The 15,772-nt window shown below is 46.2% G+C and carries 9 protein-coding genes; 2 read left to right on the top strand and 7 right to left on the bottom strand.

What is annotated here, in order from left to right; genetic code table 11:
- Nucleotides 1–404: 404 nt before the first annotated feature.
- The 6 genes from BEL04_RS13655 to BEL04_RS13630 form a co-directional block, all read right to left on the bottom strand.
- Nucleotides 405–2,453 (bottom strand): 7TM diverse intracellular signaling domain-containing protein, encoded by a 2,049-nt coding sequence (locus tag BEL04_RS13655; protein WP_175404078.1) that lies wholly within the window; start codon nt 2,451–2,453, stop codon nt 405–407.
- Between the two features lie 233 nt (nt 2,454–2,686).
- Nucleotides 2,687–4,447, bottom strand: coding sequence for a glycoside hydrolase family 9 protein (locus BEL04_RS13650; protein WP_083227919.1), 1,761 nt, complete (start codon nt 4,445–4,447; stop codon nt 2,687–2,689).
- Nucleotides 4,444–5,196, bottom strand: a complete 753-nt coding sequence (locus tag BEL04_RS13645) for a ThuA domain-containing protein (RefSeq protein ID WP_066004783.1) — start codon at nt 5,194–5,196, stop codon at nt 4,444–4,446. The genes BEL04_RS13650 and BEL04_RS13645 overlap by 4 nt, the downstream gene beginning before the upstream one ends.
- Nucleotides 5,193–6,944 carry a cellulase family glycosylhydrolase gene (locus tag BEL04_RS13640; protein ID WP_066004782.1) on the bottom strand — a complete coding sequence of 584 codons (1,752 nt, stop codon included), beginning with the start codon at nt 6,942–6,944 and terminating at the stop codon, nt 5,193–5,195. Before BEL04_RS13640 ends, BEL04_RS13645 begins: the two co-directional genes overlap by 4 nt.
- A 13-nt stretch (nt 6,945–6,957) precedes the next feature.
- Nucleotides 6,958–8,382, bottom strand: a complete 1,425-nt coding sequence (locus BEL04_RS13635; protein WP_066004781.1) for a glycoside hydrolase family 30 beta sandwich domain-containing protein — start codon at nt 8,380–8,382, stop codon at nt 6,958–6,960.
- Nucleotides 8,383–9,840, bottom strand: a complete 1,458-nt coding sequence (locus BEL04_RS13630) for a glycoside hydrolase family 30 beta sandwich domain-containing protein (RefSeq protein ID WP_066005282.1) — start codon at nt 9,838–9,840, stop codon at nt 8,383–8,385. It lies immediately after the preceding gene.
- Nucleotides 9,841–10,283: 443 nt separating this feature from the next.
- Between BEL04_RS13630 and BEL04_RS13625 the strand changes: the two genes are divergently transcribed.
- Nucleotides 10,284–10,751 carry a hypothetical protein gene (locus BEL04_RS13625; protein WP_066004777.1) on the top strand — a complete coding sequence of 156 codons (468 nt, stop codon included), beginning with the start codon at nt 10,284–10,286 and terminating at the stop codon, nt 10,749–10,751.
- 302 nt (nt 10,752–11,053) lie between these two features.
- The gene (locus BEL04_RS13620; RefSeq protein WP_066004772.1) at nt 11,054–14,131 is read left to right on the top strand and encodes a PAS domain-containing sensor histidine kinase; all 3,078 of its coding nucleotides are present in this window, start codon (nt 11,054–11,056) and stop codon (nt 14,129–14,131) included.
- Here BEL04_RS13620 and BEL04_RS13615 read toward each other — a convergent pair whose 3' ends face one another.
- Nucleotides 14,132–15,613, bottom strand: coding sequence for a hypothetical protein (locus BEL04_RS13615; RefSeq protein ID WP_066004771.1), 1,482 nt, complete (start codon nt 15,611–15,613; stop codon nt 14,132–14,134).
- Nucleotides 15,614–15,772 lie beyond the last annotated feature (159 nt).

Raw genomic sequence — 15,772 nt, 5'->3', positions numbered from 1 at the left:
ATCAAGGCAGGTGAGGCATGAAAAAATTACGATACGCAAAAAACACAATGCATTTTTTTTGTAACATTTTTAATTTTTTTCTGAAAAAATCCGGATAGCAAAGGATCGTCGGTTACAAAAATGGCACCTGCCCGATGACCATATCTGCTGCGTATTTTATCGGCAACGCCGCCGACCGGTGTTAACCCTTAGTTTAACGCCCCCGGCCTTGAATATTTTGAAGGCAAAATAATGAAGTAAAATATCCGCTGGCACTAATTAATATGACCGGATAATATTAAATGTCAAATTTACGATTAATTGATTTTTCACGTGTCGGTTGCAACAGGTATCAAAACTTATATCATCGCATCTATTCGTTAATAAATAATAAACAAAGACTCATTGCGGCTGTGCTAACCGGCTCAATGTTCGGATTTTTCGTGATGATCGAGCACCAATTTGCTCCAGCCCTGTTCGCCTGCGTTCTTAAGCTCCTTTTTGCGTTCTTCCATCACCTTTTTAATCTTGCCACCGTACGACCAGCAGGTGCTTTGCCTTATCGACAGAATCTCGGATAATTTATGCGATGATATGTTCCCTTTGGATGAATAGATCAGGAACAGCATGTAAAAGCTTTTATTAATGGGTATCTTCGAGTTCTGGAACAACGTATTGGCTATAACCGATTCATCATACCGGCATTTGGTGCACCTGCGACTGTAAGGTAAAAAACCTGCCAGGTAATTGGTATTTCCGCATTTTTTGCAGGCATAACCGTTGGCCCATTTCAATTCGGACAAGAACTTAAAACAGGCTTCCCTGTCGGGATAGATCTTGCTGAATTCGCTGAAATCAACATCCTGCGACATGACGCGTGCCCTGGTCACCTTTTCAATATTGACGTGCAACTCCTGGTTATCGGCCTCTAAGAGCACGTTCATGCGCGAAATATTCTCGGCCTGCTCCTTCAGCAGCTGGTTCATGGCCGAAAGCTCCTGGTTTTGTTTTTCGATCACATGCGCCTTTTCAACCACCTCTTCGGTGCGCTGGGCTACCAGCGAGCTTAGCTCCTTGTTCAGCGTGTCTTTCAGTTCATCGTTGATCTGCAGCTGCTTGATCATGCGTTTATTCATGGCCGAAAGCTCCTGGTTTTGTTTTTCGATCACATGCGCCTTTTCAACCACCTCTTCGGTGCGCTGGGCTACCAGCGAGCTTAGCTCCTTGTTCAGCGTGTCTTTCAGTTCATCGTTGATCTGCAGCTGCTTGATCATGCGTTTATGTACATAATCCTTACGTTTACGCATTTGGCGTATACTATCGCCTATCGCAAAAGACACCAGGATCATTTCGATAACAAAACAAAAGCTCAGGCTATAGTGCGTAACAGGTCCGTAAGGCAGCCAGGGCACATTTAAAAACAATAGTATCTTGATGGTAAAGCCGATCAGCAAAAAGGTATAACCAATTACATAAAACCTTGCCAGGCCATAACCGCGTTTCAATACGTAAAAACCGCAGTAATACGCAAATAATAACGGTATAGCTTCTAATATTTTGTAGCTGAATAATTGTGTGTTAAACAAACAAACCACAAAAAAGCCGCATCCGGCAATAATGAGCCCAATAATGGTTTTGTAAAGCATTGGCGCTTTGGAACGCAGGTACAGGAAGTTAATAGTAAACAACAGCCCGAAAATGGTGCTTAAAAACAGCGATATACCTACCGCATATTCGTTGAGCCAGGGCTGGTTGGGCCAGATGTACTGAAACGCTATGCCATCGCTGCACATCTCGTAAAAACCTACGCCCAGGTTATATAGTACATAATACAGGTACTGGCTTTTGCGGATGGCGAAATACATCAGCAGGTTGTACAGGCTGAAAATGATGATCATGCCGTAGAACAAGCCAAAAATCAGGTACTCATCGAGCGCGTATTCGATAAAGCGATGAATATCGCGCAGTACGATGATCACATTAGCAGCCTGGGTCGACGAAAGCTTGACGTAATAGGTAGCTACCGAATCGGAATTGTTAACCAGGTCGACCGTAAAGTTTTTATGTTTGTATTCGCGTTTTACAAAGTGATACTTGTTGCCGAAGTTATACACCTGGAAATTGTTTTCGCCCACAGGCGCATACAGGGTAATATCGGTTATGGTTTGATCAAAAAACTCCAGTATCCAGTGCCTGCGCGAGGCTTTGGTTTGTTTGATGCGGATCTTGTACCAGTAAACAGATTTATCGTTATAGTATTTGGGCGTATAAGTCTGGCTCTTTTGAAAGCGGGCGCTCATTTCGGGCTTCCGTATCTCATCAAAAGTAAAAACACGTTCGGGGTCTTCAAGATACTCGATCTCGCCATACGAAAAAATGTGCTGAGGAACGTTATCGTCGATCTTAACTACATTTTGAGCCTTTGAGAGGTTGGCGAACATCATGAACAAAAACAATGCAAAGAGGCTTTTCACAAGCATTACTTTTTCATGATTCCTGTTAAAAAAATTCATCATACACATTTACGAAAAAGCCTGGTTACAGCAGGCAATAATTGGTCAGTTGTTGGTTTATCAGGTTTACGGGCCGGTCGCAACGGCCTGTAATTAGTTCGCAATAGTAATAAATATACCAAATTAAAGTGTGTTTTGCTAATTATCAGGAGGAGATTTTCACTTTTGCTCTGCCTGTAATGAACTAAAAAACTCTAATTCCCGTCGTGCTCCGCCATAGCCGTAACAGCCTGTAAAAACCAGGCCGCATGTGGTATCCACTGCTCAGTCCAGCGCCACTCGTTACCTTGCGCGCTGGTTTTAAAGTCGATGCCTCTCCCTTCGCCGTTACCCTCTTTGCCGGTTATGCCGTTGGATATACCGCCACGCTGCGAGCCATGTCCGAAATTACTGCTCATGTATGGCACATTGTTAACGCCGAAACCATACATAAAACACATATTGTATGGGTTGCACCCCAGTATCCAGTTCAGTTGATTGTACGCAAAGGCCGAAAGCGCCCCTCGCTTAACATCGTTCGCAACCTTCCGGCCGGTAAGGGCTGCCGTTGCCAGCGAACCTAACCGGGCATTCTCGCCCTGCCACCACCAGCCTGTTTCGTTATCATGCGGGATAAAAAACCCGTCTTTGACTGTGCCTTTATAACTGAACGTTTGCCGGGCATAACCAAACGGGTTGATCACGCGGCCCGTTATAGCTAAATTATCGTTGAGCGCCTGCTCTATCATGTTTACTGCCCGTTGATGCAGCGTACCGTCACTTTCCTTTTCGGCATATCCCAAAAGCGCCACAATGGGTAAGCCGGCGTCGCTGGCATGCCAATAAGGCCGCCCTGCATCATTAGCCGAAAAATAGCCAAATGGCGTGAGGCGCTGCTCCAGCTTACCCGCACGTTTACGTGCCTCGGCAGCATAAAGTTCATTGCCGGTGGCTTTCCATAGTTCGGTAGCTGCCATCAGGGCACAATAATCGTCGATGATATTCTCCTTTCCATCATCATCGTACCTGGTATTGTTAACCAGCAGGTGTGCAAATGCCCTTTTTGCAGCGTCGAGGTATTGCGCCTGGGTATATTCGCCATGTGTTTTCCATTGGGATATGCGGGCAAGCGCAGCAATGGCCATGCCGCCACCTTCGCGAAAAGCGCATTGGTATTCGTTGGTAGTTACGCTGTTGGCGTGCAAACCTACCACCCGGCGCGCGTTGGGATCTTTATTAAAGTAACTGAAAACGATCATGTAAAAATAATCTTCCTTGCTCAGGCAACGCATCATATAATCGGCTCCCCAAAAGGCTTCATCGCGTATCGAATCCGTCACTCCCAATTTACTGAGTAGTTTAGGCAACTTTTCGGCGGTATTAATCAACGACCAGGTGACGAGCGGCGTTTGCTGCGGCGACATGTAGTTGGCATAAGCCAGGTGCGAAAAATACTTGCTCACATCTCCCGATGCATCGCACCAGCCGCCATGCAGGTCAACACGTTGATCGCTGCCATACAACAGCAAATGGCTATCAGCTTCGAGCTCAGCCGGGGTATTTGCCCTTTGGTTGCGATAATAATGCAAAATAGCCGGGATGGTAAGTTTAGCCAGCAGGTTATCACCGATTTGGAAAGGCGCCGACCAGTAGTTTTTACCTGCAGCAGTTACCTGCAATTTGTATTGCCCGGGTGTGTCGAAAGCAGAGAGATCGGCACGGCAGAACAGTTTGCCGGGTATCCACTCTTCTATCTTTTGGGATTTTCCTAATTTACCACCGAAAACTATTTTACTGTTTATTGTATTAACAACATGAAATTGCGATACTTTATCGCCTGCATCCAGAGCCACAACCGCAATTTTGGGGCTGTGCGTATCAAAACCAACCTGATTGACGTAGATAACAGGCTGTGCAAGGCACTGTATTGACAGCACGGCCATTATCCCTATCAAACCGGTTTTAAATACTTTCATTTTGATGCCGCCCAGAATATGGCATTTTTAAATATCAGTTTATAGTTTTCGTCGGTAAACAGATCGGGCGAGTGGCCCATAAAAATATACACGTTGCGCGCCTTTACATCCGGGTTGCTCCAGATTACCGGGTGATCGCCCATCTTCACATCCGAATCGGGCATGTAGGTCGATTCATCCACGCTGGCGATGACATGCACATCGGGCCGAGGGCTTTTATCGTAACTGTACCACTCCTCTTTTTTAATGGTGAACGATGCCGGCACGCCGCGCATTGCCGGATGTTGTTTATCTTCCACCTTCACCCTGCCATCTGCAAAGCCGGGAATATAGTTTTTAAACCTGATACCGCCCATAAAACCCGAAAACCATTGCCACATGGGGTAACCGTCGAACTCGCCCAGCAATGTTGCATGATGAAAACCTATCCAACCGCCACGTCCTTCGGTGATGTATTTTTCGAAAGCTTTCACCGCTTTGTCTTTCCAGGCATAAGGCGGGTAATCCAGCTGGATGAAAAGCTGATATCTGCCTAAATAGGCATCGTCGATGCTGTCGGTTTGGGTAATATAATCGATCCTGAAATTGTTATCGGCGGCCAGTTTATCCAGCCATACTTTAGCTACTTTCGAGTAAGCCAGGTGGTGTCCGCCGTTCTCGTACAAAGCCAGCACCCTGAACCTGGGCGCAGCAAATACCGGTGCGCAAAAGGCAAGTAAAAAGACACAGATCAGGGTAGCTTTCTTCATTTATCCTGTAAAAATTGAATGCTTTTTAGGTTAAACCCTCCTGTTTCGGCTGTAATTTTCAAGGCATTTGTTCCAGCTTTTAAATGAATATCTTTCAGTTCGGCAGTTTGCCAACTTTGATCGCCGCCGGTATTTGGTAACGCTATGACCTTTCCAGCCGAAGTTCCGTTTTTCGCCAGCGATAGTTTGCCGGCATCAGAACCCGATGCTATCGAAAACTTCAGTGTGTAAGTCCCTGCCTTTTTTACATTAACAGTGTACTGTAACCACTCACCATCCTCAATGCTGAAAATGTGGTAACCATCGGCATCGCGTTCAATATCAACGCCATCATTACGGTAGGCATGGCCCCGGTTGCCCTGGGTCTTTACATCGGGCGTGTACTGGTAGCTGCTGGTATCCTTATCGTAATAAGCTACGCGCTGCGGGCCAAGATCGTAGTCGACCGCGTTGATCGTGGTATTTGCGGTAATGATATTGGCCTTAAAAGGTTTGGCTTTCGCCGAATGCACCTGGCGGAACATCGCATCGGTCACGTCCTTGTGGTACACGTTGTTTTCGAGCCGGATGTTGTGCAGCAATTCGTCCAGAATAGCGTTGGCCTCGGCCTGTGTTGGTTTTTCGCCTTTGCCGCCCATATAGTCTAAAAACTTTTGGTAGTTGGCGGGTTGTTTGATCTCGAGCGGATTATTGATCCCCATCTTTTTCAATTGCCACCAACTCCAGCCGATGTTGCGACTTTCGACTAAACCGATTGCTTCGGTAAACCAGGTATTGGAGTTTTCGCCCGATTCGCCCATCCACAGCGGCACATTGTATTGTTCGCTCAGATCGAGAAAATGCTGTATGGCACCCTGCGTATTAAAGTTGCCGTATTTGTGGAAGCTCAGCACCATATTGTTATCCCAGGTTGGTAACAGGCCGTTGTAATTGTTGCCAAAGCCGTTACCTTCAATAATGATAATATGTTTTTTATCCACCTCGCGGATAGCCTTGGTGATATCCATCATCAGCTTTTTCAACGGCGCGTTGGTTTTCTCGTTCGTGCCGCGGATATCTTTCGGATCGTCAAAACCCCAGTTGGGTTCGTTGATGATATCATAACCGCCAATATAGGGCTGATCGGCATAACGTTCGGCCAGTTTGCGCCAAAGCGCGATCATCTTTTGCTGATTAGCCTCGCTTTGCCATAGCGAAGGTTTTGAAGGGTCGCGATCGGAGATCGGCAGGTCGTTACCTTCGCCGCCCGGGCAGGCGTGCAGATCGAGTATCAGGTACATTTTGTTGGCGGCGCACCATTTGAGCAGGCTATCCGTTAAAGCAAAACCTTTCTCGAGCCAGGTGTTTTGCCCTGTAACAGGCTCCTGGTCGACCGGCAACGTATACAGGGCATAATGCATCGGCAGGCGGATGGAGTTAAAGCCCCATCGGGCCATCGAATCGATATCCACCTTGCGGGTTTCGGTCGCCAGCCACTGATTGTAAAACGCGGCGGTTTTTTCCGGACCGATCAAACTTTGTATCCCGGCTTTGATCTTATATTGCTGACCAACGTTCGATAGCCGGAACATATAACCTTCCTGCAGCATCCATCCGCCCAAACCCATCCCGCGAAGGATAAATGTATTGCCTTTTTCATCAGCTATCACTTTACCTTTCGCCTTTAAAAAGCCTTGTGCGTTGGCCTGCAGACAAGCCAATATGATTGCCGCTGTTATTTTAAAATGGTTTAGTTTTTTAACCGCCATTGTTTTTAGTTTTTTATTGCCAGATGTAAGTTGCCACCGCGCCTGCGTTCAGGGTGGCAGTAGCATAATTGAGCCCGTAGCCGATGTTAAATGTTTGCGCCGTTTGGCCGGTATTCGCTACAATAAGCACTTTTTTATTATCGGGTGTTTTAAATACTACGTTGGGTAAACCCGCAGGGATATCAGATGCCACCCGCACCGAGCCGGGCCGCACAAACTTTGAAGCATGTGCCATAGCATAATAGGCCACGTTACGGGTCACCTTATTTTTATCGATAGTTATCGCGCCCTGGCACATCGGGCAGCCGCCGCGGTCTGTATGGGGTTGGTTCTGCGGATCAGCAGCCAGGTTCCACTCCAGGACGTTTCTGCACCAGTTGCGTGTAGCGCCGATGAACAAACGCTCAACCGGCGAAGCCACTTTCAGTTTTGACGAATCGCGCCCGTCGATCACCATCTGCTCGGTAAAGTACAGCCCTTTATCGGGATGAGCAGCGTGCACCTTGCTTAATGCCTCGATTTCGCCGCGATATAAGTGAAAGGCCGAACCATCTATGTATTTAGCCGCGCCGGGATCGTTCAATATGGTGATAGGATAGTCGGGGCGGTCGGCATTATGGTCGTAAATAATGATTTTAGTTTTAACTCCCGCTGCCTCGAAAGCCGGACCAAGGTTATTCTTCACAAAAGCCAGCTCTTCTTCGGGCTGCAAAACCATGCTTGGGTTATTGCCGGGGTGCAAAGGTTCGTTCTGCACAGTGATCGCATCGATGGCGATGCCATTGGCTTTCATGCCTTTGATGTATTTTACCAGGTAATCGGCGTAAGCTTTATAAGCTTCAGGTTTTAAACTGCCCCCACGGGTATCGCCATTGGTTTTCATCCACACCGGCGCCGACCATGGCGAACCGAGTATCTTTATTTTGGGATTGATGGCCAGTATTTCCTTTAAAACTGGTATCACATCGGTTTTATCGGGGCCAAGGTCAAAATGCTTTAGTTCAGGATCGGTTTCTCCGGCAGGCAGGTCATCGTATGAAAATACATGATCATTGAGGTCCGACGCGCCGATGCTTACCCTCAGATAGCTCAGGCCGATATTGTTATCTTTCGTGCTAAATAACTCTTTAAGCAGTGTAGCACGCGCCACGGCATCCATCCTGATGATGTGCATGGCGCTGCCGCCGGTTAACGCAAACCCAAAACCATCGATGGCCTGGAAGGTGCTGTCCATCTTAACGTTGATGGTTGGCAGCGTAGTTTTACCCATTTTAAACACCAGGGCATCCTTTTGCTGCGTAAATAAAGCCGAGCGGTCGGGATTCGTCAGCCATACATCTGCCTTGATTGGCTTTTGTGCATACCCCTGTCGGGCTATTAGTATACAAAATATAGCAAGTATCCTTTGTATAGCAACTATCTTTTTAATATCGCTCATTTAATCGATGATTAACGTACTGATCGAATGCGGAAGGCTGTTGACTACCGTGCCCTTGTTTTTAATAATCAGGTTGTAAGCAATCTTGTCGTCGCTGCTATTCATCACCACCACAGTTAGCTTGCCCAGGGCGTTTTTAAACGCCGTGGTTAACAGCTTATCGCGGTTTGATGAACTTACGATGCGTTTATCGCCCGGGCGGATAAATTTGGAGAACTGCCCCAGGTAGTAGTAAATATTGGTGTAGATCAGTTTGCCGGTTTGCGTATCGGCGTGTACCGGCGCGAAGCAGTAGTTGCCGACGTGGTTGGGGCCGCCCTGCTCATCGAGCAAAATGTTCCAATCCGTCCAGCCAACGGTGCCGTTATTAAAGTCGTGAATGATGGACTGCCCGTATTTTTCGCCCAGCGCCCAATCGTTAACGCGCGCCATATCAAATCTCTCGATGCAGCCCTCGGTAAACAGCAAATGCTTGTCTGGGAAAGCATCCGCAACGCGGCGAACGTTATCAAACTGCATAGCGCTGCCTGTCCAGGTTTCGTACCAGTGGTAGCCTATCCCCCAGATGTATCCGGCGGCATCTTTATCCTCGAGCATGGTGCTGGCCTGCTGGTAAACCAGGTCGCGGTTATGATCCCAGGCAATGAGTTTGGTGGCTGCTACATTTGATTTTGATAGTGTCGGGCCTAAATATTTTTTTATAAAATCGCGCTCGTCTTCGGCTGTAAATACGCACGATTCCCATTTTTGCTTTGCCATCGGTTCGTTCTGCACGGTTACACCCCAAACCGGGATCCCCTGTTTTTGATAGGCATTGATAAACTTCACAAAAAAATTGGCCCAGCTTTGCATGTACTCAGGTTTTAATTTACCGCCGTGTAGCACATCATTATTATCTTTCATCCAGGCGGGCGGGCTCCAGGGCGAGGCAAAGAGCGTAAGCTTACCACCGGCGGCGGCAATCGCTTCTTTTATAAAGGGCACACGATATTTCATGTCGTGGCTGATACTAAAACTTTTTAAAGCTGCGTCCTGAGCAGCTACATAGCTGTACGAATCGCTCGAAAAATCGCAGCTCTGGATATTAGTCCGCGCAAGCGTATAGCCTATCCCTTTTTCGCGATCGTAAAAGGCGGTTAAAAATTCTTTCTGGACAGCCTTGGGCAATTTGTAGAAGGTTTCGGCAGAGGCATCGGTCAAAGCGCTGCCAATGCCCAGTATCGTCTGGAAGGTTTTGGCCGGGTCGACAAACACACAGATCTCCGTTTCGAGCGGCTGGGGCTTATCGGTAAATTTTAAGGTTTCGGTTTGCGTGAGGCGATAGTCAGTCCCCTTAGCTGTTGTATAAACCTTAACAGTTTTATTCGCTGCCGAATAAGCCGGGACTTGCGGCTTTGCAACAGTTGCACACAACACTAAACATGAAAGCGCGAAAACACCAGTGTAAAATTTTGACATATGAAGTTTATTGGCACCGTTTATCGGGTTCGAAGTAATTGGCAACTCAAAACTATCGAATTTAATTGTTAAATAACAATACAATCACACACAAAAAATTGAATATTAGGCACTTATACAACAAATCGATACGCTTTAAACACAATAAACGCAATTTGAAATTAATTGATTGACAAGCCTTTATGGTGTAATTTATACACTTTGTAAACAAACATACAATACGGGTAAACAGCCATCACGAAAATTTGAACTAATTGCCGGCATAAGTTGCATAGTTTTTTAATGCCGTATTAAATTATGTAACGCCGATTTGCTGTAAGACAGCGGGCCGCATTGACGACTATCCATAAGCGGCATAAAATATATTCTAATATTAATCAGGTTTCTTTTAATGAAAGCTGGCAGCACTTTTGCTGTGCAATTCATACAACTACAGCTACATTATGGAAATCAATAACTACTACACGAAATACAAATCATGTATCAGTACCGCATGTGGTTTGTTTAAACGATATGAAAAATATCAGAATTGCTTTGGCATCAGCACGATAGACAGACAGATGAACAGCACTTTTTACAAAATTGTTGTTTCCTACTCCAAAATGACGCAGTCTATTATCAATATCGTAATGCCGCCCCGCGAAAGGGCTGCAGATACCGCTAATGCCGGGCAGCAAACCAGTCCGGTTGATGGCAAAGGGCTATTTTTGGAATATACTCTGGCATTTATTGAAAAAAACGAAGGTAAACTACTCGAATCGTTTCTTGAGAATCAAGATCAGGTCAACGCGCAATTAAGCGACCTGGAGGATAACGTCAACAATGCAGGTCTGTTGGTTAACCGAATGGAGGGGATCCTGAAAAGCGGGCAGCATCTGTATTGTCCCACCGGCTTTGATCTTATTGGCTGACACTTAAACGCTTAAGCTATTATAGCCATTTGGCGTTGCCCTCAACCACGCGTTTAATAATAAACGCGTATTTAAATAATAATTAAATGGGTATATTTTAAAAATTATCTCGGCTCAAAATATTTCGCATAAAAAAATTAAAAATTTCATTTTTCGTTTAATGATAATTAAATTTACTTAGCATACCGATTTAAAACCAAGTACAAACTTTATTAACTAATATGCTATTCCCCTGATAGCGTGTCCCGGTAAATAATACTGCTTTCTGCACGATATTATTTACCCGCTTGTATTTTTTGCTCATGGCAGGTAACTATACTCCGCTCAGTCAAACTGTTGACGAACAACTTTTTCGCCTGCTGGTAGCAAGTGTCAATGACTGTGCTATATTCATGATAGACCCGAACGGTTACATCATGAGCTGGAACAAGGGTGCCGAAAACATTAAAGGATACAAAGAAGAAGAGATTATCGGCGAGCACATTTCCCTATTTTATCCCCCCGCCGATATTAAGAACAATGTTCCGCGCAATAATCTCAACGAAGCTTTAAAAAAAGGCACCCATTACGATGAAGGCTATCGCGTTAAGAAAGATGGCAGTATGTTTTGGGCCAGCGTTAGCTTTACCACTATTTATAACGAAAACGGCCACCTGGTAGGTTTTGCCAAAGTTACACGCGATATTACCAAGGATAAGGCTATCGAGGATAAAAAAACAAAAAACAATATTGAGCTCGAAAGGCGCTTACATGTTAACAGCACCCGCATCATTGCCAACGAACTGCGTTTCAGGAAACTGATCGAAAACAGTTACGACGGTATCACCTTGCTCGACGAGGAGTTCAGAATATCATTTCGCAGCCTTTCGTCGGAGCGTATAAACGGCTGGAATGCCATTGAAAGAGCCCATTTTACACACCTTGCCCTCACCCACCCCGACGACCGGCAACAGGTTAAAGACCTTATTGCCGAAGTGTTGAGCAAACCTTATGTACCCATACTGGCAACCTACCGTACCCGGCATAAACTCGGCCACTATATCTGGATAGAATGCGTTTACACCAATATGCTTAATGACATAAACATTAACGCCATTGTATGCAACTTTAGAGATATTACCGAGAAGAAACTGGCCGATGAAGAGATAAGAAGGAAAAGCGAACAGATAGAAAGCATATTTGAGCGGATTACCGATGGCTTTATTGCCCTGGATAATAATTTCTGCTATACCTATGCCAACAAGCAGATCGGCAAAATGTTAGGCGTGCAGCCCGAGAGCCTCATCGGCAAGTATATCTGGGATCTGTACCCAGATGCCATCGGATCTGAAACTTACAAAGCTTATAACAAAGCACTAAACGAACAGGTGTATGTTTGCCAAGAAGATTATTATGCTCCTTTGAATTTTTGGCTCGAAAATCATGCTTACCCTTCATCAACCGGGTTATCGGTGTTTGTCCGCGATATATCCGAACGTAAAAAATCTGAACTTAAGCTGGCGCAAAGCGAACAGCGCTTCCGCGAACTGCTTGAGCACAGCAGTGATATTGTGGTAGTTACCGCATTTGATGGCACTATTACCTACATCAGCCCCAATGCCGAAAAAACTTTAGGTTACGACATCCAGAAGTTAAGCCTGGAACAACGCGCCGATATGCTGCACCCGGATGATAAGGAACCTTACCGCAGGTTATTTGTAGAAGCGCGGGATAACCCGGGCAAGATATACGACTTTACTTATCGCATTAAAAATGCCGCAGGCCAATACCTGTGGATAGAGGGAACCGTGATCAACCTGCTCAACGTACCTGCGGTAAATGGCCTGGTCACTAATTCGCGGGATGTTACCGATCGTAAAAATAAGGAACGCCAGATAGAAGCCAGCCACATCCAGATACGCCAGGCCGCCGAAACCCAGGAATCTATCCTGAACGCCCTGCCATCTGATATCGTACTCATCAACGAGAAGTACAAGATTGTAGCCGTTAACCGGTCGTGGAAGAGCATGCTGCTCGCCAATAATTTAGGAGTGCCGAATTTTGGTATAGGCTATAGTTATCTGGCTATAGCCGAAAAAGCCGCCGGCATTGATAAGGCGTCGGCGAATGAACTTACAAAAGGCATCAGGGATGTTATAGACGGGCAGAAGAAGCAGTTTTTGATAGAATACCGGTCCGTCAACCCTGGCGAGCGCCGGTGGTACCTGATCATCGTGGCTCCGCTTGACGATAATGACGAAAAAGGCGCAGTCATATCACATAGCGACATCACCGCACGGAAACTGGCAGAGGAATTGCAAACCAAATCCGAAGATAACCTCCGTTCGGTATTCGAAAACACCGATCTGTCTATTGTCCTGTTTGATAGTGATCTTAAGATCATTTCGTTTAACAACAATGCAAAACACCTGTCTTTACGCAACTATCGCAAAAAATTAAAGGCAGGCAATACCGCGTTCAACTATTTTCCCAAAAGGAGCAAAACCGATATCAAACATATCCTGGAACGCGTGCGCCAAAATGACATCGTGAGCTACGAAACCACGTTTGATGTCGACGGTAACACCGAATGGTACGATGTAAAATGGGTAAGCGTTACCAACCAGCAGATGGAAAACGTAGGTTATATTTTAACCTTAAAGGATATTACAGCAAAAAAACGGGCCGAAATAGAACGGGAGCAGATTACCGCCGACTTGCTTAAACGCAACAACGACCTGGAGCAATATGCCTATATCGTATCGCACAACCTGCGGGCCCCCGTTGCCAATATTATGGGGCTGTCGGGCCTGCTTAACGCATTAAGTGGCACCGAACTTGCAGACCGGGAAACGCTCGACGCACTTTCAACATCTATCAATAATCTCGACAAAGTAATCGGCGATTTAAACCAGATACTACAGGTGGGCAGCCAGGTAAATAATCCAACCGAAGTAGTTTCGCTGTCAGAGCTCGTTGACGACGTTAAGGCCGGGAACAGGCTCATCGTAGTAACCAATAATGCATCTATCAACTGTAATTTTGATGCAATAAGCAAAATTACAACGGTTAAGAGTTACCTGTACGGTATTTTTCAGAGCCTTATCACCAACAGCATCAAATATCGGCGGCCCGATGCCGACCCGGTGATCAACATCAGCAGCGAAGTTAACGGCCCTGCTGTTTTGATACGGTTTGAAGATAACGGCAAGGGTATCGATCTAAACAAACACCACGCCCACCTGTTTGGCCTGTACCGCCGGTTCGATGATCAGGTGGATGGGCGTGGCATAGGCCTGTTTATGGTAAAAATGCAGGTCGAAAACCTGGGCGGCAGGGTGAACGTACAAAGCAAACCCGGTGTGGGTACAACTTTCACGGTTGAGCTGCCGCTGAACTAACTATTTGCCAGGCTTGCCCCAGCCCGCTTTTGCCATCAGGTCGTCGGTAAGCAGGCCTTCTATCACACTACCCATCTTCGGCGCCGTTTGCATCAGTAACTGCAGCGGCTCGGTAAGCTTATCATTAATGTTGCTATAATCGCTGCCGATAGTTCCGTTGCTTACCAGGTTATTTACAATAGCCTGCGTTAAAGGGTGCAATTGTGCCGTACCCATCAGATCGGTATAAACGGTGACATGCTGGTAAACAAGCTGCAATAAAAATATCATTACATTTTCAAGCTCGAGCAGCATCGCATACAAAATACCGATAAACTTATCCAGCTCAGGCCCGTACCCGGGTATCTTTTTGATCCTTTCCTCCAAATTGGCAACTAAAGTATCCAGGCTTTCTTCGTTGCCGAATTTATTTAGCAACCAATTGAGAGCATCAATAATAAGTGTTGCCGCCACGCCCCCGATCCCTAATTTTTTCAGCAATTTGCCGGCTTCCATATCCACAAAGTACTGTAGTACCTGCGCACCGCTCAGGTTGCGCGTAAGCGTAATGTATACCTGCCCCGGCAAAGGTGTAACCTGTGGTTGCAAAGGGGTATAAAAGCCACCTTCGGGATATGGCGCCGTGCCCTGCAGGCTTTGCTCAAGCACCAGGCCGGCTATAGCCTTAAACAGGATGCCTGTTTTAAAATACGGGTAATATAAAAATGGCACCAGTTCAACCGTAACGGGCTGCCAGCCATGCGGCACAGGGTCGAGACTGTTCCAGAAACGGATTGTGCGCGAGCCCATTTTGGCGTTTTGATAATCGGAAAAGGCTTTGTTCCCCGGTGATGCCCCGGCAGTAGGCATGGTCGAAACCTCTACCGTTTTTGCCGGGTTCCATTCAGCCTGGGCCTCGTCGATATGCAGTGCCAGTACCGGCGATAAAGCCCCGCCCAGGCTATGCCCGCTTACTACAAGTTGCGTATGCTCGGCCGAGGCCCCGAATGTGCTGTTTAAAAACTGCATCAGCGTCGAAGCGGCTTGCGGGCCGCTTGTATAAGTCAGTTGCAGCAAATGTTGTAAACCAAGATGGGTACCGTTGGCTATCCGGGGCGCATCCGGTTTCGGGGTTGGCGAACCATCCCAGGCTACCATGGTACGCACATCAAAATCTTCGGTAAACCAACCGTATAACGAACTGGGGTTGGTTGCTGAAACAGCCACCACGTATTGTCCTTCGGGATTTTTGGCTACATACATCGCGTTCGAAGCGACCTGGTTCTTGACATCTTCGCCGTACGAGCCAACCACCGGCCCCCAAACTACTTCCCATTTTCCCATCATCTGCTGCACATTGGTATCCGATAAGATAGCCTGTAATATCAGAGTCAGATCTTTCTGCAATTGCGCCGGGCTTCCTTTACGCGGCGCGCTTGCAAAATTCGAAAACATGTTCAGCGCAAATACCTGCTGAATAAAATTGAACTTAGGGTTACTCATAATGGTAAGGTTTAGGCTTAGTTATTATTTTTTATTTACGGATAAGTTGTTTAACATTTAAATAAAAGTGAAAAAATCATCCGAATCGTCAATCAGCACAGCAATTTATAACAAATAATACACATAATAAACCTTATAATTAAAAAATACTTTCGCACA

The sequence above is a fragment of the Mucilaginibacter sp. PPCGB 2223 genome (genome assembly GCF_001705515.1).
Classification (GTDB): Bacteria; Bacteroidota; Bacteroidia; order Sphingobacteriales; family Sphingobacteriaceae; genus Mucilaginibacter.
Note: the sequence above shows the minus strand (reverse complement) of the source record. Positions and strands in the feature narration are given on the sequence as shown.